14 protein-coding genes are annotated in these 20256 nt (G+C 39.8%); 7 read left to right on the top strand and 7 right to left on the bottom strand.

Features of this window, described 5'->3' with window-relative positions; all coding sequences use genetic code 11:
• Positions 1-5: 5 nt before the first annotated feature.
• Positions 6-578: a hypothetical protein gene (locus tag UABAM_RS05830; RefSeq protein ID WP_151967062.1), complete on the bottom strand. Its 573-nt coding sequence runs from the start codon at positions 576-578 to the stop codon at positions 6-8.
• A gap of 19 nt (positions 579-597) precedes the next feature.
• The gene (locus UABAM_RS05835) at positions 598-3024 is read right to left on the bottom strand and encodes a hypothetical protein (protein ID WP_151967063.1); all 2427 of its coding nucleotides are present in this window, start codon (positions 3022-3024) and stop codon (positions 598-600) included.
• A 231-nt stretch (positions 3025-3255) separates the two neighbouring features.
• Between UABAM_RS05835 and UABAM_RS05840 the strand changes: the two genes are divergently transcribed.
• Positions 3256-3549 carry a hypothetical protein gene (locus tag UABAM_RS05840; protein WP_151967064.1) on the top strand — a complete coding sequence of 98 codons (294 nt, stop codon included), beginning with the start codon at positions 3256-3258 and terminating at the stop codon, positions 3547-3549.
• A 7-nt stretch (positions 3550-3556) separates the two neighbouring features.
• Complete coding sequence (locus UABAM_RS05845; protein ID WP_151967065.1) at positions 3557-3943, top strand: hypothetical protein; 387 nt, start codon at positions 3557-3559, stop codon at positions 3941-3943.
• Here UABAM_RS05845 and UABAM_RS05850 read toward each other — a convergent pair.
• Complete coding sequence (locus tag UABAM_RS05850) at positions 3923-4567, bottom strand: hypothetical protein (RefSeq protein ID WP_151967066.1); 645 nt, start codon at positions 4565-4567, stop codon at positions 3923-3925. The two genes, UABAM_RS05845 and UABAM_RS05850, sit on opposite strands and share 21 nt — an antisense overlap.
• Before the next feature lie 214 nt (positions 4568-4781).
• Here UABAM_RS05850 and UABAM_RS05855 point away from each other — a divergent pair, with 214 nt between their 5' ends.
• From UABAM_RS05855 to hemG, 4 genes are all read left to right on the top strand, one after another.
• A complete protein-coding gene (locus tag UABAM_RS05855; RefSeq protein ID WP_151967067.1) occupies positions 4782-5945 on the top strand; it encodes a M20 metallopeptidase family protein in 1164 nt (387 codons plus the stop codon).
• Positions 5946-5950: 5 nt separating this feature from the next.
• The gene (locus UABAM_RS05860) at positions 5951-7558 is read left to right on the top strand and encodes a GNAT family N-acetyltransferase (RefSeq protein WP_151967068.1); all 1608 of its coding nucleotides are present in this window, start codon (positions 5951-5953) and stop codon (positions 7556-7558) included.
• A gap of 68 nt (positions 7559-7626) precedes the next feature.
• Positions 7627-8652: a uroporphyrinogen decarboxylase gene (hemE, locus tag UABAM_RS05865; RefSeq protein ID WP_151967069.1), complete on the top strand. Its 1026-nt coding sequence runs from the start codon at positions 7627-7629 to the stop codon at positions 8650-8652.
• Between the two features lie 9 nt (positions 8653-8661).
• Positions 8662-10002, top strand: coding sequence for a protoporphyrinogen oxidase (gene hemG, locus UABAM_RS05870; protein WP_151967070.1), 1341 nt, complete (start codon positions 8662-8664; stop codon positions 10000-10002).
• Position 10003: 1 nt separating this feature from the next.
• Here the strand turns inward: hemG and UABAM_RS05875 are convergent, their stop codons facing one another.
• Complete coding sequence (locus UABAM_RS05875; protein WP_151967071.1) at positions 10004-12640, bottom strand: serine/threonine-protein kinase; 2637 nt, start codon at positions 12638-12640, stop codon at positions 10004-10006.
• A 72-nt stretch (positions 12641-12712) separates the two neighbouring features.
• Positions 12713-15442, bottom strand: a complete 2730-nt coding sequence (locus tag UABAM_RS05880) for a tetratricopeptide repeat protein (protein WP_151967072.1) — start codon at positions 15440-15442, stop codon at positions 12713-12715.
• 162 nt (positions 15443-15604) lie between these two features.
• Here UABAM_RS05880 and UABAM_RS05885 point away from each other — a divergent pair, with 162 nt between their 5' ends.
• Positions 15605-16654, top strand: a complete 1050-nt coding sequence (locus UABAM_RS05885; protein WP_151967073.1) for a DUF3810 family protein — start codon at positions 15605-15607, stop codon at positions 16652-16654.
• Positions 16655-16659: 5 nt separating this feature from the next.
• Here the strand turns inward: UABAM_RS05885 and UABAM_RS05890 are convergent, their stop codons facing one another.
• Together UABAM_RS05890 and UABAM_RS05895 are read right to left on the bottom strand one after the other, a co-directional pair.
• Positions 16660-17883: a leucine-rich repeat domain-containing protein gene (locus tag UABAM_RS05890; RefSeq protein WP_151967074.1), complete on the bottom strand. Its 1224-nt coding sequence runs from the start codon at positions 17881-17883 to the stop codon at positions 16660-16662.
• Between the two features lie 15 nt (positions 17884-17898).
• Positions 17899-20253 carry a serine/threonine-protein kinase gene (locus tag UABAM_RS05895; RefSeq protein WP_151967075.1) on the bottom strand — a complete coding sequence of 785 codons (2355 nt, stop codon included), beginning with the start codon at positions 20251-20253 and terminating at the stop codon, positions 17899-17901.
• Positions 20254-20256: the final 3 nt, after the last annotated feature.

Genomic DNA, 20256 nt, shown 5'->3' on the forward strand with positions numbered 1-20256 from the left:
AGTTATTATTTTTTGTCAAATTCACTTAGTTTTACGCGGTCAACATCTTCTAGAGTTTTCCAGTATTCGCGAATAGATGCACGACAAGCAAGTCCTAGCTCTAAAGATTGTTTTTTGAGTAAATCGGCGTGTTCTACTGTCGGAGGTTGGCTGTTTTTTATGCGATTCTCACACTTGCGCAGGGTTTGTCCAAAATCAAACAACGCCACTTCCACATGCTTATCCTCAACAATACTCAGCGATCCATAGTACAACTTCCAAAAACCACTTTTCGGTTTATTGGCCAGCAAACTTTGCATATCACCACTTGTCGAAAGTTTTGCCATAAAATTTGCGACAGTTGCCGCAGAATTACAGGTATCGACATATACCTCAAAACGCTTTTCCCAAAAAGTCTTGTACAACTCAAACTGGCGATGTTGAAAACTTTGTTCTTGTTGAAACTTGCGTTCTTTCTCGCGAGTTTCCTCATGTAGTCGATACTCATAGTACCCGTAACCTATGGTCCCTAAAAAGCCAAGAGCGGTTACTAGTTTGATAAAAATTTCCCATTTCCATTTAGCACTACTATCACTCATTTTTTGCTCCTTTATATTGTTATTTTTCGAAAGTAAGGTAATCTTCAATCACAAAGTGATTCTCACGGAAAGAAACATAAAAGTTCCATAACTGAAATGTACGAATAATCTGTGGAATTTTGGCAAACACATCACTCGAACTATAGTAAGAATAATGATAACGACTTTTGCTTTGCGCATGCGGAATTTCTTGTAACAAACGATCACTTATCAGGTTTTTTGTCGGAAAAATATGTTGCTCTTTCATGGTCTTTTCCCACATTCCGTTGCCAATAAAATCCTTTATCGAGTTTACAAAATCTCTTCTTTTTGCCGAAATTTCACCTTGGTAGCGTACATACAAATGAAATAATCTACGGCGTAAAGTGTAGGCTTGTTTCAAATCAACTGCCACACGTATGTCGCAGGGAATTTTATCGGTTGTTGTTTCCGACGAGCCATTGCGACGCAATAAAGTATGTGGGTCAAGGCTAAACGTAAAGTTACGCTCTTGTTTGTTGTGAGAAAATAGCAACGGATAAAATTCCTCCCATGACGCACGCCCTCCTGGTACGGTTAACTTGTTAATTCCGGGGAAATCACTCGGAGTGACTTTCACATCCCCCACGAGTTTTTTCAAGACTCCGATAAAAAAATCTGGTAGGGTAATATTAAATGGTATGCGTGTAAAAGTGCTGTAATCAAGGGGAGGGTATCGTTTTTGCCAATAAGATGCGGCAAGAGAATCGAAAGCAAAATCGAATAGTGAACCCTTGATCAACAAAATTTTTCCCAACTCTTCCGGCAGAGATTGGTACATGCGCAAACGATCCATATTGATAGCAAAACTGTAGCGTAGAGCTTCCCCTGAAAACACTTTGTGCTGGTGTGTCACTTTTTCGCGAAGGAAAAAATCGCGGAGCCATATGTAAGAGGAGTCTATTGGCCCGCTGGCAAAACGCAGTCCCCAGTTATCTTTTTGACGAAATACCTGAAGCGATAGAGGTGGATAACCGCGAACGTGATATGGCGTGTATTCTTTATAGTACGCATATTTTTTGGCCTCATCTTTAGAAACCTTGTCGAGAGAAATATCTTCAATTGCAGGATTATCAAACATTTTTCCCAAAGATGTATGACGTGTTGTCCCTTCCACATCTTCCAAATCATGGGTGAGCCAGTTAAGATAGTCTTTATCAAGAGAGAGCTTGCTTAAATCTTCTAACGTTGGCCAACTTTGCATATGAAACTCACGTGCGACAATAGTTTTGAACAAAAACACTTTGCGCAAACGTTTATCGAGATCAATAAGACGCGTATTTAAAATGCCCCAATGTGGTTGGTGGAAACGCTCATACCAGTGTCGTGAGAAAAAAGCAAAAATCTGTTGTTGTTCTCCATCGCGCAATTGACATTCATTACGTCCTTTTTTGAAATGTGAAGCATGGCGCAAACTGTCCTGTGGTTGCAAATGGCGTATGGCGTATGCCAGGCTATTTGTGTTTTCGGGAAATGGAGACGAAATATATACAAATACTTGCTCGCTCAAAGCAATCGCCCGAGAAGATTCAGGTAGTCTACATGGCTCAGAGGTGTGTATAAAAAGTGCAACATTGGTTCCCCAAGCAAAGTAAAAATCCCAACCGCTCATGACGACACTGTCCACCTTGTCGTCAAAAAATGCAACGTCTTCATCACTTAGGCCAAGCTTTTCTTTATATTTTTGTATAACCTCTTCACCGGACTGCGGAACATATCCCCAAGAAAAATTATCCCACTGCTTCTTTGCGAAATTGATACACTGTACAAAACTTTGCCAATTGTGCCATTCAATGTAATAACAATCTTTAGGTACAAATTGTGCTAAAGGTGCTACATCTTTCGCCAAAACGTCAACACTAGCATCGTAGGTTGCTATTTTCTTCACTTGAGGAACGTCTTGGTCATACACGGGGACTTTTTTTTCATTCAAACCACCAAACCATCGTTTATAGACGAGTTCTTCAAATTCGTTGCGTTCATCATAGTTATGCAAACGACGTGCCCAAAGATCACGCCACTCTTGTGTTGCCATTTGCCACTTATCCTCAGAGACGACAAGTTTTCCGCCTTCATGTTTGGCAAAATTATGAGTGTAATAACTACCTTGGCGACGTTTATTTACTTCGACCTTGCATTTGTCCATGGTATCTGAAGATAAAATGCCCTTGGGAATACGAAAAAAACACTCGACAATCACTCCACTGTCTGCCGTTTTATAGCGAGATGTCTGATATAAAACAGGAACTGTATGATTGGTAGCTTGTATATTCAAAACTAATGGTATATTTTCCCAATACCCATTTTTTTTGTGGATCACAACATGTGCCGTATCGAGATGTTCCTGCGGATGCGAATATACCTTAAAGCTATTAGCCTCCGCGCTTATGGCAAGTATGGAAAATACTAAACAAAGAATGTATCGCATAACAACTCCTTTTTAAATACACAAAATACACATACCGGTGTCGTCTTTTCCTGTATTTGGTTCCAGTGGGGGAGCCTAGTACATCCGACGCTCACAGGAAAAGACGACATTGGTATGCGAACTCTGCACCGATGACAATTTTATAAGCATAATAACGCATTTTTTTACAAAAATAAATGGCATTTTGTTATGATAGTCGCATTGACAATGTGTTGTTTATGGAGGCAAAGAATGGACCCGTACGCGGAAGATCGCGAGTTAAAGCATAAAGAGTTTATACGCGAGCACAGTAAAAAAGTAAAATCACTCGACAATCTACAAGTACTTCATGAAGTGATGAATCGTTACGCAGAACTTAGCCAAGGTTGGACGCGAGATAGCTTAGTTGTTGAGAGAGAAATGAATGTGAGCAAAGAAGAGGTGTTGCGCAGAATGGAAAAAAAAAGCAACGCTGGTTTATGGAGTGTTCTCTCTGTTTCGTTTATTGTAAATGTTGTCCTGGGTTGTTTGTTGTTATTTAGGTGAGTATAAAATGAACGATATAAATAAATTAATGGCTAAAATCATCGCTTTTTTGGGAATTTTGGTGTGTATTTCGTTTGTGGTGATCTTTTTTATCGCTTGCTTAAATGCGACTTCTACTTTCCAAAAGTTAGGGCATGTGGCTTTTAGTTGTTTTTCACTCATTACCGCACAAGTCATCGGTAAACACGAACATTATCCCGAAGATGTCGCAGGACTTTGTTATTGCAACATCATGGGGTTTTGTATGATATTTGGCGTTGAGATCATGACGCGTAGTGTACTGGAAGGCATTATATGCTTTACTTTTGGGTTGATGTTTTTCATGGTGTGGCTTCTAACGATCAATGCCTTTCTCAAAAAAACACCGACATATCTAGGCCGCGCGTTTTTGTAAATAACGTCTAGCAAGTATGACAGAAACAATAATGATCATCACAATTGCCATGGTCATGATCGTCGTGAAGCGTCGTGAGGAAGATCCGAAAAGTTTTAGGAATAAACGGGGATCGGTTTTGCTCACAATCGAACCATTTACCGCGAATTTATATGTAAGTCCGTCCACCGTCTTTATCGTTAGTATCTCCTGCTCTTTATCATAATCGTATGCGTCTTTCCACATAAAATGACTTACCGTATACCTTAGGCTACTTTCATCATAAACTAAATCCTCGATCAGATATTGTTTTACAACGCGTCCATTTTTATAAAATGCCACGGCCAATTCGTCTTGGGAACTTGCCCATGGGCCCATGCGAATTAAATGCTGGCCGTCATTTGCGGCTTCCACTCTAAAAGCATACCAATTGACCATCCACAACGGTGTTGCCGAACCATCATTTTTATATAACCCTGATAGTGAGTACTTTGCTAAATTTTCATTACGCTGTATGATATCAGGCGCTTTCATGACAAAAACGTATTTATCGTTTGCACTATTTTTTGCGTAAGAATATTGCTCTGCTGGCGAATCGCCGAAAACCACAGATACAAAAAAACAAAATAGTAGTGCTCTTCTCATATTGTTCTCCATATTGTAAAATTTGTTTTGCTTAGTGTGCTTTACGATGTTAATAATTTTGTTCTGTGAAAAGCCAACTTGCGAACTTTATAGAGTTATGATAACATCACTAAAAAAATTCGCAAAATTTATAAATGAAATTATTAATATAATATATTTGGTACACAAATTGCACGTTTTTGAATATTTTGTTTACTGTTAAGGACACAACTACATGATGAATTTGATATCTACAGATTTACTGGATGAAATTATTCAATTTCGCCGTGATTTACACAAACATCCTGAACTTAGCTGGCAAGAAACGCGAACATGCGCCAAAATATGTGAAAAACTCAAAAGCTGGGGCGTTTCCTATCGTGTAGTTGCAGGAACGGGAATTATCGCGGAACTCAACCCAGGTTTGACAAAAAAGTATCTAGCATTTCGCGCCGATATTGACGCGTTACCTGTTTTTGAAGAAACTGGTCTAGAATTTTCTTCGGTAAACAACGGTATTATGCATGCTTGTGGACACGATGGACATACCAGCATGTTGCTTGGTGCAATCAAAACATTGGTGCACGAAAATCTCCCCTACAGTTTGCGCTTCATCTTTCAGCCCGGAGAAGAACACGGCAATGGGGCAAGCAAAATGATTTCAGAGGGGGCCTTAGAAGACGTCGCAGCTATTTTCGGGGGACACGTAGACCGCCATTACAAACCTGGAGAAATTATCATTTCAGACGGCCCGGTCAATGCCTCCACCGATCAATTTACCATTTCGATAAACGGCCAAGGAGGGCATGGCGCGCGACCTCATGAGAGTATTGATGCTGTTGTTGTCGGAAGTCTTATCGTGATGGCTTTGCAAACAATCGTTTCTAGAGAGGTGGATCCGGCCAGACCATCCGTTGTTTCCGTAGGTGTGTTTTCCGCAGGTACAGCTTCCAACGTTATTGCGGGTACAGCAAAACTCGAAGGTACAATCCGCGCTTTAGACAACGATGTTCGTTACTATTTACGCGACGCGATCGAACGCGTGGCAAACTCAGTAGGTCAACTTCACAATGCCAAAGTTGTTGTTTCTTTCGTTGATGGTACGCCTCCACTGTACAATGAAAAAGAAATGGCAGAACTATCCCGATGTGCAGCGCGCACAGTGATTCATGAGAAAAAAATTAAGGAATTGCATACCGCAAATATGGGAGGAGAAGATTTTAGTTACTATCTTGAAAGTGTTCCTGGTAGTTACGTGCGTTTTGGTTCACAAGTAAAAGGACGCGAAAGCTTTCCTGCACACTCTAGCAAATTTGATTTCGACGAACGCGTTCTGGCAATTGGAGCCGCTTATTTTGTCGCCATGGCGAAAATGGCAGGTAAAAAATTCTTGGAGTAAAAAATATGTTTTCGGTACGACAAGCCACAGAAAAAGATGCGGAGGGCATCCGCGATTTATTTGTTGCCTCATATGGGACAGACTATCCTTACCAACAGTTTTACGATCTTTACTACATAAAGAAAATGTGCTTCAGTGATAGTTATGTTGTTCTTGTTTGTGAAGATGATGACGGAAAAATCATGGCGACGGGTTCTGTAGTCATGGATGTAGGGGCATATACCGATCTTATAGGAGAATTTGGTCGCCTCATTGTTCACCCTGATGCGCGAGGACGCGGAGCAGGAAACTTACTGATGGAAAAGCGTCTGGAATTTATCCGCAAACGACTACATGTCGGTATTGTCGAAGCACGCGCGATCCACCCATTTGCCCAAAAAATTTCGGATCGTTACGATTTCAAGGCTGTAGGCTTTCTACCACAAAAACATTACATCAAAGGTCGACGCGAAAGTGTCGCGCATTTAGTTCAATATTTTGATAATTCTCTGGAACTGCGTAAAAGTAACCCACAAATTATTCCACAAGTACACACCCTTGCGGAAGTTGCCCTGACAAACGTTGGAATACCTTCTGACGTAGTTGTCCATGAAAAAGTGATTCCTTATCCATACAACGGTGGGTACCGCATTAAAGAGCTAGACAATGATGAATACGCAGCTCTACTTCGTATACAAAGAGGAAGATTGAAAAACCGCGAAGTTTTTGGCCCGGTCAGACTACACTATGGTTTTTCGAGATTACATGCAAAAAACGCTAACTATTTGTTGACAATGGATAGCGATGTAATTGTTGGTGCTGTCGGGTATATATACGATAAGGCAGAAAAGAGCGCGAAGATTTTTGAGGTGATTGCTATTCACGATGATTCTATTCGTTTTCTCCTTTCGCAACTCAATGAGAAATTGAAAAAAATGGGAGCCGAATACATTGAAATTGATGTGAGTGCCCACGCTCCACAAATGCAGAAAACACTACTTGAGTTAGGTTTTCTACCCACATCTTACATTCCAGCATTTGCTTTTGACGATACATTTCGCCTTGACCTCGTGCGCATGGTACGCTTAGAGCTTCCGTTTGACATCCGCGAAATTAAACTCATTCCCATCGTAAAACCCATTTCCGAGATTGTCAGCGCTGAGTTTCAAAAACAAAATTTACGCGTGCATATCGGCGAAGGTATGCGTAGCGTACCGTTTTTTCGCGGGCTATCCGATGAACAACTTCAGCGTTTAGCTCTGATCTCTACCGCAAACTACTATAAAAAAGATGAGAAAATACTTTGTGAAGATGAGCTTTCGCAGCGCTTACACATCGTGTTAGAAGGAAACGTAGAGGTATACAAACAGCAGAAGCTCGTGGGAAAATTGCAAAAATTTGATTCACTCGGGGAAATGTCTTTGGCTTTGGAACAGAATCAACACACCGCAACCGCTATTGCAGTAGATAACGTCAAAACAGTGGCCTTTCAATACGAAGACCTTAAAGAACTTTCAGGTGTCAGACCCGATATTGCTCTAGTGATTTATCAAAATTTAACAACGGGACTTGCGGAAAAGCTCGACAAGGTAAATCAGGACTTACTACGCTTAAAACAAGCAGAAAAGAGTTGAAAAGAATAACGAATTGTGTTATGTAATTCGTAAAACTATGCAAAATTCTCTAGAATATGGAAAAAAATATGAACTTTCGACAACGATTTTTAGCCGCTTGTAAACGCGAAAAAGTAGACCATCCACCGATCTGGTTAATGAGACAAGCGGGTCGTTATTTACCTGAGTATCGAGCACTCAAAGAAAAATACGATTTTTTAACATTAGTAAAAACTCCAGAGCTAGCGACAGAAGTGACCATGCAACCAATCAAACGTTTTGGTTTTGACGCCGCTATCTTGTTTAGCGATATTTTGGTAATTCCCGAAGCATTGGGGCAACCGTATTCCTTCCGAGATATCGGAGGAATTGAAATGCAAGGTGCCATACGCAACGCACAGGACATCGCGCGTTTAGACAATACCGAAATACAAAAAAAATTATCATATGTTGCCGACGCCATTCGTCTCATCAAAAAAGAACTCAACGACGAAAGAGCTCTCATTGGATTTAGTGGCGCTCCTTGGACGCTTGCTACTTATATGGTAGAAGGTGGAAGTTCCAAGAACTACTCGCAAATAAAAACGCTGTTTTACTTGCACCCCACACTTTTTAATCAACTTATGGAAAAACTCAGTGACGCGGTAAGCGACTATTTACAAATGCAAATAGATGCTGGTGTCGACTGTGTGCAAATTTTCGATAGTTGGGGTGGTATTTTAAGCGCCGACACCTATTGGGAAGCTTCAGGAAAATACATCGCCAGAATCATCTCTTCTCTAAAGGGAAAGGTTCCGGTGATTGCCTACGCAAAGGGTTGTCACATTTGGCCAGAAGCTCTAGAACGACTCGGGGCAGATGTCCTTGGTCTTGATTGGACAATACCCCTAGAGATTTTCTACGACACTTTCGACGGCGAATTTGCCGTACAGGGGAACCTTGACCCGGCGTTGATGAATTCGCATCCCGATATCGTCGAAAAAGAAGCACAAAAAATTCTAGAAGGCTTTGGGGAGCGCAAAGGACACATATTTAACTTAGGGCATGGAATTTTGCCGCAGGCGAAAATTGAATGTGTAGAGAGATTGATTGCAACAGTGCGTGGCTTTAAATAAGGATTGACAATGCAAAAAATAGCGATTATTGGAGCAGGGATCGCCGGATTGACAGCGGCATGTTTGTTAAAAAGACAAGGTTTTGAGGTTGTGGTATTTGAACAAAATAATCATATCGGCGGTGTGATGCAATCTCATCGTGAAGATGGTTACCTCATCGAAAAGGGACCAAATACCATTTTAGAAAACAGCCCTGAAGTTTCGGATTTTTTCGAAACTCTGCAACTTCGTGAACGCAAAGTTGCCCCGGATAACTGCGCCAAAATTCGCTATATTGCCTGTCGCGGAAGACTCATTCCGCTGCCTATGTCACCACCACTATTTCTCAAAAGTGAACTGTTCCCACTGCGTGCAAAACTCCGCCTTCTTTGCGAACCGCTCATACCTCCACGTAAATCTTCACGTGAAGAGTCTATCGCTCAATTTGTCAAAAGGCGTTTAGGAACCGAAATACTCAACTACGCGATCAATCCCTTTGTGGCAGGGACATACGCGGGAGTACCAGAAAAATTGAGTATAAAGCACGCGTTTCCTAAATTGTATGCATTAGAAAAAGAACATAACAGCATTATTCGCGGGCAAATTCACATGAAAAAAAGCGGAAAAAAACCACCACATATCATTTCTTTCCGCGATGGCCTCGGAGAATTCCCTCAGGCAATGGCCAAGGAAATTTCACCACAAAATATTCATTTGAATACCAAAATTGAGTCCATCGACTTTCGCGACGACAGCATAGTAATAAAATCACAAAAGCAACAATACAAAGTATCAAAAGTCATCTACGCCGGGACGGTACATGGACTTTGTCATTTGCAAATAAACGGATCGCAAATCAACAAACCACAATTGGATAAGGTCTACTATCCACCAGTTAGCGTCATGTGTTTGGGATTCAAGCGACAACAAGTAAAGCACAGCCTCAATGGATTTGGATTTTTAATTCCCGCGCGCGAAAAAGCCCGTATATTAGGTGCTCTTTTCTCGTCGAGTTTATTTAAAGACAGAGCGCCAAAAGATCACGTACTGTTGACTGTCTTTGTCGGTGGCGCACGTCAACCCGAATATGGACTTTTGCCACAACAACAAATGATCGACTATGCGATGACAGATCTACGTAAATATTTACACATCAACGGTGATCCGGGATTTGTTCATTTGACGCAGTGGGAAAAATCCATTCCGCAATACGAACTTGGATACGGAGAGTGTAAGAAAACTTTTGGCGAGATAGAAAAAGACTATCCTGGTCTACACCTCATTGGCAACTATCGCGAAGGGGTTTCCATTACTGACACCATTCGCTTTGCGCAAAAAACTGTACGCGGCATAGCGAAAGTAACAACATAACCTATTTATTTTTAGGCTTTAACTCTTGATATCTTTGAAAATGGTACTGTGCCTTACGATGTTTTTTTAGAGCTTTGTAACAGTAGTGTAATCCACGATGAGCAAACCATTCCCCTTGTATCTTTTCAAACGCCAAGATCGCTTGTTGGTAATTTTTTAGATGATAGTAAGTGTTGCCCAAATTTAGATATGCGGGCTTATTACCTGGGTCCAATGAAATCACTGTACGAAAATCTGACTTTGCCTTTTCCAAATTTGGTATTTGCAGATAAGTGTTTCCTCTTGCTAAATAAGCGTTGATATTCTCTTGATCTATCGATATAAGCTTATCAAAATCGGCAATGGATTTGTCATATTGTCGTAAATTAAAATAAAGATTTCCTCTATTGAAATAAATCTCAATGTTGTTAGGGTTTAATTGCGCAGATTTCTCAAAATCGGCAAGCGCGTCAGGATATTTTTTTAACCTGTAGTTCGTCATTGCACGATAGAAATACAATTTCGGGTTTTTATTTTGTAAAGGCAACGCTTTATCTAAATCAGCAAGGGCTTTTCGGTATTTCTTTAGCCAAAAATAAGCAACACTACGACCAATGTATACCTCTACGTCCATATCTTCGAGAGATATGGCTTTGTTGTAGTCCGCAAGAGCTTTTTCGTGTAAACCTAAATAATTGTAAGTATTGGCTCTTTTCCTATAAGAAATTGCAATTGGGCGAAGAGATACAAGCCGATTGAAATCGTCAAGTGCCTTTTTGTATTTCTGCCATTCATGGTAAGCAGTTCCACGATTTAGATATGTCACAGGTTTTTTGGGATTTATAAGATCTGCCTTGTTGTAGTCATCAATTGCTTTTTTATACTTTCCTATTTGTGTGTAGAATCCCGCCCTACGTATATAAGAGTCAAAATCCTTAGAATTTAAACTCGTCGACTTGTCAAAATCTTTCAAAGCTTTCTCATACTCCTGCAAACTAGCATATACAATTCCTCGTTTAGAGTATGTACTCGAATTACCAGGGGCCAAATATATGGATTTATCAAAATCAGCAAGAGCTTTTCGCAATTGTGTTAACTCATAGTACAGTGCTCCGCGTAATGTGTAGGCATTTGCAAATTTATCATTGAGTTCTATCGCTTTATTAAAATCAACAAGAGCTTTTTCGTATTCTTTTGACGCAAGATAACAACTCCCTCGTGAGTTGTAAGCAAAATAGTTATCGGAAGACAAAAGAATCGCTTTATTATAATCACTGAGTGCTTTTTTGTGGTCACCTAATCTTTGGTAAAGATTACCTCTTGTACTGTAAGCACTTGAATCTTGAGGATAGTTGACAATTCGTTTGTTTAGGTACTCAATGCTCTTTCTTTCATTCCCGTTTATACTCATGACATGAGCTATCAGAAAACTCCAATCTTGACTTTTACCATACTTTTCGAGGTCGTCAAAAATCTGCGTGAATAATCGTCCTAGCTTTTTATCTTTTTGCAAGTAGTCGTAATGAACCATCACGTAGTGCAGTGCTTTCATAGTTTCGTTGAGAGTTACCTTCGCTTGCTCTTCCGATCTTTGCGATGTGTTTAGTGCATATAAAGTAACACACAAAGAGATCACTAAAACAACAAAAGCAAAGCAAATCGCACTGAACATGATCTTATGACGGCGAATAAAGTTCACCATGGTGTTCCAAGACGTGTACTTTTTGGCAATTATGGGTTTGTGCGCTTTGAAATTTTTTAGCTCTCGCACAAGCTGCTTGAAATCGCAATATCTCTTGTGTTCTTTTTTCGCAATACATTTTAGGCAAATCGCTTCAAAATACGGTGACAGTGTTGGATTCAGTCTTCGCGGAGGAATCGGATCATTTTGCAACAGTTGGAAAAGAATATCAGGTGTTGAATCTCCATGGTATACATTGCGGTAGGTAAGCGCTTCATACATTGTCGCCCCCAGAGAATATATATCACTTCGTTCTGTCGTTTTTCCATTGAGTTGTTCGGGAGACATGTAGTGGACAGATCCTAGAATATCCCCTGTTTTCGACAATGTTTTTTCGCTGTCCTCAAATGTCTTTGCCAGTCCAAAATCCATAATTTTCGGCTCACCGTTCTTGGTGATCATTATGTTCGATGGTTTGATGTCGCGATGTAGAATTTTATTTTCGTGGGCATGTGCGAGTGCATTGCATACTTTGATAAGTAGGTCGAGAAGAAATAACGGTTTTACTTTTTTTTCCTTGATAAGATCCGCCAATGTAAAACCTTCTATATACTCCATGGTGAAAAACGGTTGCGGATCTATACCAAAATCATACAACTTTATGATGTTTTGGTGATCAAGCTTTGCCATTGCCAACGATTCACGTTGAAATCTTTGAACATCTCTCTCTTCGCCTTTTAAAATCACTTTAAGTGCCACGACACGCTTCAAATGCGTATCAAAAGCTTTATAAACAATTCCCATTCCACCGCGACCAAGTTCTTCTTGAATGGTATAACGTCCAAAAGACTGACCTGTTTGCATCGCTTGGTATTTTTGCCTTCCTTCTTCAAAAAGGCAAGATGATTTTTGTCTTGAGACGTCGATTAGAAAACTGTCTCCCAGCTTTAAATCTTTCTGTTTGGAATTTTCATTCATAATTTATCACCTTTGACGCGACTTTTGGCTACTTTGTTCACAATATCTAATTTAATTTTCTATAAAAACAACTTATTTACGCAATTCCTGGTATTTTTGAAAATGGTATTGCGCTTTACTTTCGTTTTTTAAATCTCGATAGCATTGATACAATCCGTGATGTGCTCTCCAATGTCCCAACACTTTTTCGTATTCCGTGATTGATTGTTTATATTTTTTCAAATGGTGATAAATAATTCCTAAATTCAAATATCCATGAATATTTTTGGGTTGAAGCAAGCAAAATTTATGAAAATCAGCTATTGCCTTTTCGTAATTTTCCATTGCCGCGTATAGCTTTCCTCTATAAAAGTAAGCATAAACATGATTTTTATACAGAGATATCGTTTTATTGAGATCCGCCTCAGACTTTTTATACTGTTCTAACTCAAGGTAAAGCACACCTCTCCGGAAGTATCCCTCTCTAGAGTCAAATTGAATAGCTTTTGTAAAGTCGGCAATAGCCTTATCGTGGTTCTCCAATTTGTAGTGTGAAACTCCACGTCTGGAGTAAAAATCACCACTGATATCTACGAGCATGATTGCTTTGTCTAAGTCAATTATCGCTTTCTCATATTGACCTAGTTTGTTGTATACGCCACCACGACTGTAATACGCCAGCGCATGATTAGCATCTAAAGACAAGACCTTGTTGTAATCCGCAATTGCTTTTTTGTATTGTCCTAACTGATGGAGGACCCACCCTCTATGCATGTAAGAAGCCGTTGTGGGATAAAGGGACACAAGACGTTCAAAATCAGCCTTAGCCTTTTTGTATTGTTCTAACCGACCGTAAATCTTACCACGCATTAAATAGACATCAGATTTTTGGGGGGCCAAAAGCATCGCTTTTTCAAAATCAGCTTCCGCCTTTTTGTATTTTTTTGATAGATAGTAAAATACAGCACGGTTTAAGTATACATCCAGATTTTTGGGGGCCAAAAGCATCGCTTTTTCAAAATCGGCCTCCGCCTTTGTATACTCTTTTGTCTTTGTGTACAAGTTACCTCTTAAAAGATAAGGTTGAAAATTTTGCGAATCAAGTTCAATAGCGCGCTTGAAATTCTTATGCGCTAGTTCATATTTTTCCGTAGAGGCGTAAACAGCACCTCGTCTCGCATGTGCAACTGGGTTTTCTGGTTCTATCATACACGCTTTATTAAAGTCCTCAATAGCCTTTTGAGGTTTACGTTGACGATGGTAAAGATTACCTCTATTAATATATACTTCGTAGTAGTTAGGTTCAATACTTATTGCTTTGTTGTAATCGGCAAGCGCCTGACCATATTGGTAAAATTCACTGTAGTAAAGTCCTCTAGAATTGTATGCAAAAAAATTTCTATCTTCTATGCGTATGGCTTCGTTATAGTCATGCAAGGCTTTTTGATGCTTTCCCAAATTGAAATAAATATTACCTCTGTCAACATATGCGATAGAATTGTTAGGATTATTGGCAATTTCGCGGTCAAAGAATACTATATTTTTCTCTTCTTTAGCGTCCATGCTCAAAACATAGCCTTTTAGTAAACTCCACTTTTCGTTTTCTACATACTTCGCATTGTCAGAAAATATTTTTGCAAACATTTTGCCGAGTTTCTTGTCTTCCCGCAAAAATTTATGATTACGCATAACGTACTCTAATGTTTCAAACGTCTGATCTAATGTTTGTCTAGTTTGACGTTCTGTTTTTATGGCGAAAACAAGGGAAACCACTAGAACAGTAAAAGCAAAAGAAATGGCACTAACAATCACCTTGTGGCGATGAACAAAGTTCGTAAAAGTATTCCACGAGGTGTATTTTTTAGCGAGTATAGGCTTATGTGCTTTAAAGTTTTTGAGTTCTCGTACAAGTTGCTTGAAGCCACGGTACCTCTTATGTTCTTTTTTTGCAATACACTTGAGACAAATGGCTTCAAAATACGGGGACAGTGTTGGATTCAATCTCCGTGGTGGAATGGGATCACTTTGCAACAGTTGGAAAAGAATATCGTGGGTGGAATCCCCTTGGTATACATTGCGATAGGTAAGCGCTTCGTACATAGTCGCGCCAAGAGAGTAGATATCGCTTCGTTCTGTAGTTTTTCCATTGAGTTGCTCAGGAGGCATGTAGTTGACAGAACCTAAAATATCACCTGTTTTCGATAATCTCTTTTCATCACTCTTAAATATCTTTGCCAGCCCAAAATCCATAATTTTAGGTTCGCCGTTTTTGGTGATCATGATATTGGATGGCTTGATATCGCGATGTAAAATTTTATGTTTATGTGCATGCGCAAGTGCGTCACACACTTTAATCAAAAGATCGAGAAGAAAATCGGGATTGACTTTTTTTTCCTTGATAAGATCTGCCAATGTAAAACCTTCAATATACTCCATGGTAAAAAAAGGCTGAGGGGATATCCCAAAATCGTACAGCTTGACAATATTATGATGATCCAGTTGCGCCATCGCTGATGATTCACGCTCAAACCTTTGAATATCTTTTTCTTCGCCGTGTAAAATCACTTTCAGTGCTACAGTGCGTTTCAACTTTGTGTCGAAAGCTTTGTAAACAATCCCCATTCCACCGCGACCTAGCTCTTCTTGAATCGTGTAGCGTTCAAAAGATTGGCCAATATGCATGGATTGGTATTCTTGTTTTGTCTCTTCAAAAAAATTAGATACATTTTGCGATCGCCGTGTTTCGATTAAAAAACTTTCCGCTAACCTTGCATCTTGCCCATCATTTCCACTTTTTTTAGATGCATCGAATCTTGAATCCATAATGGTACCTCAAACGCAAATCGGACCTTGTATATAGAGTAATAGTTCGTTACAATCTTAATGATTTGGTGTTTAACTACATTTATTACTATAAGACGCATTTTATTATTTATCAAATATTTATTTTCAGGGATTTATAATTACTACACTAGAGAGTGACTTATGCTAAGTAAATATTACAAATATTGGCAGATATGGCCGATCATTGCCGCAATCATCATTATGATATTGCGTGTTATTGTGACTCCGCAGTTTGTAGAGACGTGGTATTCTTGTGGAGTGTACATTTTTTTTCAATGGGTTTTTGCCCTACTTGGGAAAATAGTGTTTTTTTGCTCGGTGAATGAACTGCTCATTGCGGTTTGTTTGGGGAGTTATGTATTTTTCATTTACAAATCGTACAAGCGCAAAGAGAAATTCTGGCGTATTGGTGCCAATACCTTAGCCATGTTTGGTGTTGTATATTGTGCGTTTAACATACTATGGGGATTCAATTATCTACGCCAACCTTTTTACAAGCACGCTGCGATAGATATTAGTGTTGCGAATAAAAACCATGACTACCACAAAATGGCGGAAATGATGGTGTCTACACTGAACGAACTACAGGACTGTTCATTTCCCGCAACGCAACTTCCCGATCAAATCGTGGACGAAGCCATGCATTCTACGTTAGAAGGCATTTATAAAAATGCCGTCACACCACCACCAACAAAATATTTATTGGTCAATGAATTCATGAACGCTGCGGGGATTTCAGGTATTTTCCTACCTTTTTTCATGGAGCCACACATCAATGCCGATTTACTTCCGTGGGAGAGACCTTTTGTCATGGCCCATGAAAAGGCACATTTTCACGGATTTGCATCGGAAACAGATGCGAATTTAATCGCTTATATTGCGTGCTTTTCTTCAAAAAATAAAATGTTGCGCTACTCCGTGGCCTTGCGCATCTTTCTGTGGCTGTCTGCTTATTTAGAAGGTGAAATGTGGATACAGTTCTTTCAAAAGTTGAACTCCAATACACAGCAACATATAAACGCATGGCAACAACGCATGGATAAAAATCGTAAACGCTACCGAACCTTTTACAACTTGAGCCGTAAGGTAAACGACACCTACTTGAAAATGAACTCCCAGCAACTGGGCATTTTGGCGTATCAGGCAGCGTTACCGCAATTTGTACGTTGGTACTATCAGTACAATAAATAGGAACACTAATACACCGTTACATAATGAGAAAGTCTATTTTTGACCTCTCCCTCATTGCGCAAAGTGTTATTGCTAATACCAAGTTGTTGTAGGCTTTTTAGACGGGTGACAGACAATGGCAAACTTTCCAATTGATTATTGCTGACGTCCAACATACGTAGTTTTTTTAAATTTTGGATTTCTAGCGGAAGAGATAACAAGCGGTTATTATTTAGCCACAGAGATTTCAATTGTTGTAAGTTTCCAAGTTCACGGGGAATCAATAACAATTTATTGCGCGACAAACGCAATTCTTCGAGGGCGGTCATGTCACCAATTTCTTGTGGTAAATTGGTGATATTGTTATCAATCAAGTACAACTTGCGTAAATTTTGTAGTCCTCGTACTTGTGCCGGTAATTCGCGTAGATTGTTGTCGTTTACAAAAAGTGTGCGTAAAAATGTAAGATCTCCCAATTGTGGAGGAAGTTGCGACAAGTAGTTATTGTTGAGGATAAGAGTTTGCAGAGACCCAAGACACCCCAATGTCTCGGGAAGTTTCAACAACCTGTTACCGGAAGCATTCAACTTTTTTAAATTGTACAACTTACCCATCTGTGGTGGGAAATCACTCAAACGATTGTCGCGTACATTTATTTCCTCTAGAAATTCAAGCGCTTCGATTTGCGGAGATAAATCGCACAAATGATTCTTGCTTAAGTTTAGCTTATGCAAAGAAGTTAAAGAATTGATTTGTAGAGGATAAACCTCAAATACATTGTTGCTAATGTCTAACTCTTGTAGTTGCGAAAGATTACCTATTTCTTGTGGTAAATCGTGCAATGCATTGCTACTCAAGGACAGAGTAAGTAGCGAGGTGAGCTTTCCTATTGCCGGAGAAAGTTTCTCCATGGGACAAATCCCACACGACAAATCTAAATGTGAAATATTCACTTCTTGGAGAAAATCGAAGTTTTCGACTTTAGCGTTGGGTGGTATTTTCATCGCATAAATATGGCATTTGTGAAAAACAAAATTTTCCGCACGTTCCACAATCACATCGACAAAGTTGCAAAAGCGAAAACTACAATTACGCATTTTTTGCAGTACTAACCTTTGGTTGCGAAAACTACAATTTTCAAAATGACTATCTTCCACGCGATCAACGTGGTCGCTTACGTCGAACGTACAACCACGATACCGCGTATTGCTTTCTATTTTACGCAAAGTTTTTCGCTGGATCACCGACACAGGATCTTTTCCATTCTATTTCGAGGTCATTGCGTAAAAGGTGTCTCCACTGGCAAAAAATAAGTCTCCGTCATAGATCACCGGAGTCGAATACGTTTTTTTCTTTTTGTCATATTTTGCTACTTGTCGTCTTTTTTTCGTATCCACAACATATAAAATACCGTTATAGTCACAACAATATAAATAGTTTCCGGCAATAACGGGTGAAGAAAAAACTCCATAGTCGTGTTTTTCTTTACTCCGCCCACTGATGAGTGGTATTGATTTGGCAGAGGGCTTACCTGATTTTAGATTTTTCACTATATGAATTTTGTTGTCATCGCAGGTTGCATACAACACCTCGTTGTATATCAAGGGGGAAGAATCGACATCCCAGTCCATACGATGCCTCCATTGTATTTTACCGGTTTTCGCATCCATGGCATAAATGTAGCGCTTGAAATCACGTGGTCTTTGCACAAACTTTCTTTGGCATCCGAAATAAACGACTCCTTCATGGAGTACCGGAGAAGATTCTATTTTTGCTCCAATGATTTCCATCCAGTTTTTCTTTCCAGTGTCGCGATCGAAAGAGTAAATAGAACCATTATTACAGGTGACAATGACACTGTCTTCAAATAAAACAGGTGACGTGAATCCTTGTTGTATGCCAATATTTTGTGCAAGTGGATTTATTGCTGGCAGTTTTTTATCGCGCCTCTCTCGTTCTTCTTTTATGATGTCGACTTTCCATTTTTCTTGTCCACTGCTCTTGTCTAAGGCAAAAAATTTGCCATTGTCGCATCCAAAATAAACATGTTTACTATCTATCGCTGGTGAAGACCATGATTTTTCACCGGTAACAAAACGCCACTTTTCTTGGCTATTGTACATATCTAAGCAATAAAAAATGTCCTCACCACCAAAGTAGACATAGCCATCTTTTACCGCCGGCGTTGCACGAACTTCGGTAATCGTCTTGAATGTCCAGCACAGTTCTCCGCTTTGTGTCTTTACAGCGTATAAACGCGTGTCATCGCATCCAAAAAAAACAATGCCATCGCTAATCACAGGTGAGGAAGCGATAAAATCTTTTGCTGTGAACTTCCACTTATCTTTTAAATCCTGAGTAAAATCTTTAACAACCCGTGAGTTACGCTGTGGAGAACCAAGAAAAAATGCACTTCGCGACCCAGGTTGTGCGCGAACAACTTCCACAGAAAATTTACTCCAACGATTGTCGTGTGTTAAAACAACAATCTCAAAGCTGTTTTTTTTGTAGCCAAGAGCTACTTTCTGCTCAAAAACATCATGGTGTTGTACTTTGTATTCTTTACCATTGATGAATAGCTTTTGGAAAGCATACCCACGATTTACTTTTCCCTTTATGGTAACAAACCCTTCATTGTCGGCCACAGAAGAAGGCACTTCAATTTCACACACTTGTTCCTGTTTCGAAAAGTACAGTTCGTAAAATAGCAACCCACAAATGATGCCCAAAAAAACCACCAATGAACCCATGACAGGCACTGCGTGTTTCTGCGCCCACAACATCATAGACGTACCCACACGTTTTTTAATTAGCGACGCTTTACCTTGGGAATATCTCTCCAACTCTTCCGCGAACTCCAAAGCCGTAGCGAAACGTAACTTTTTACGTTTCTCCATTGCCTTGAGACAAATTCGTTCTAAGGTTTCGGGTATTTGTGGGTTGATATCACGTGGAAACGGCGGACGTTCCTTTGCTAACTTCATGAGTATTTGCCACTTTGTGCCGGTAAATGGAAGCCTACCAGTGAGCATTTCGTAAAAACACACGCCCAATCCATACACATCGACTTGTTGGTCAAGGTTATGCGTTCCGCTGGCTTGCTCCGGAGCCATGTATGCGGGTGTTCCCAAAATGGCATCTGTTTGTGAAAGTTTACTGCGGTCGCGAATTTGCCGCGCCAGGCCAAAATCCATGACAATAGGCTCACCATTTTTATTGAGCATAATATTTCCCGCTTTTAAATCGCGGTGTAAAACATTATTTTTATGTGCATAGTACATGGCATGAGCTATCTTTGTAGTAATCTCAACACTTTTATTGAATGTCAAACGCTTATTGCGAATCCATTCAGAAAGTGTCTCACCTTCAATATAGCGCATGGTAAAAAAGTGGTACCCTTGGTCTTTACTAATTTCATAGATCTTAATGATATTTGGATGAGACAGTTTACTCATCGCTTGCGCTTCGCGCAAAAAACGTTTTTCTTGTAATGGCGACTGGTTATCCAGCATCATTTTTAGAGCAACTTTGCGTTTTTTGTGAACATCTTCGGCCAAAAACACGCGCCCCATACTTCCTTGTCCCAGTTCGGACAGTATTTGATAGTTTCCTATTTGCATTTT

Source organism: Candidatus Uabimicrobium amorphum, assembly GCF_009002475.1.
Lineage (GTDB): Bacteria > Planctomycetota > Uabimicrobiia > Uabimicrobiales > Uabimicrobiaceae > Uabimicrobium > Uabimicrobium amorphum.

Excerpts from the sequence above, each read along its gene's own strand:
- UABAM_RS05830 (WP_151967062.1), bottom strand. The coding sequence starts at position 578 with ATGAGTGATAGTAGTGCTAAATGGAAATGGGAAATTTTTATCAAACTA.
- UABAM_RS05835 (WP_151967063.1), bottom strand. The coding sequence starts at position 3,024 with ATGCGATACATTCTTTGTTTAGTATTTTCCATACTTGCCATAAGCGCG.
- UABAM_RS05840 (WP_151967064.1), top strand. The coding sequence starts at position 3,256 with ATGGACCCGTACGCGGAAGATCGCGAGTTAAAGCATAAAGAGTTTATA.
- UABAM_RS05845 (WP_151967065.1), top strand. The coding sequence starts at position 3,557 with ATGAACGATATAAATAAATTAATGGCTAAAATCATCGCTTTTTTGGGA.
- UABAM_RS05850 (WP_151967066.1), bottom strand. The coding sequence starts at position 4,567 with ATGAGAAGAGCACTACTATTTTGTTTTTTTGTATCTGTGGTTTTCGGC.
- UABAM_RS05855 (WP_151967067.1), top strand. The coding sequence starts at position 4,782 with ATGATGAATTTGATATCTACAGATTTACTGGATGAAATTATTCAATTT.
- UABAM_RS05860 (WP_151967068.1), top strand. The coding sequence starts at position 5,951 with ATGTTTTCGGTACGACAAGCCACAGAAAAAGATGCGGAGGGCATCCGC.
- hemE (WP_151967069.1), top strand. The coding sequence starts at position 7,627 with ATGAACTTTCGACAACGATTTTTAGCCGCTTGTAAACGCGAAAAAGTA.
- hemG (WP_151967070.1), top strand. The coding sequence starts at position 8,662 with ATGCAAAAAATAGCGATTATTGGAGCAGGGATCGCCGGATTGACAGCG.
- UABAM_RS05875 (WP_151967071.1), bottom strand. The coding sequence starts at position 12,640 with ATGAATGAAAATTCCAAACAGAAAGATTTAAAGCTGGGAGACAGTTTT.
- UABAM_RS05880 (WP_151967072.1), bottom strand. The coding sequence starts at position 15,442 with ATGGATTCAAGATTCGATGCATCTAAAAAAAGTGGAAATGATGGGCAA.
- UABAM_RS05885 (WP_151967073.1), top strand. The coding sequence starts at position 15,605 with ATGCTAAGTAAATATTACAAATATTGGCAGATATGGCCGATCATTGCC.
- UABAM_RS05895 (WP_151967075.1), bottom strand. The coding sequence starts at position 20,253 with ATGCAAATAGGAAACTATCAAATACTGTCCGAACTGGGACAAGGAAGT.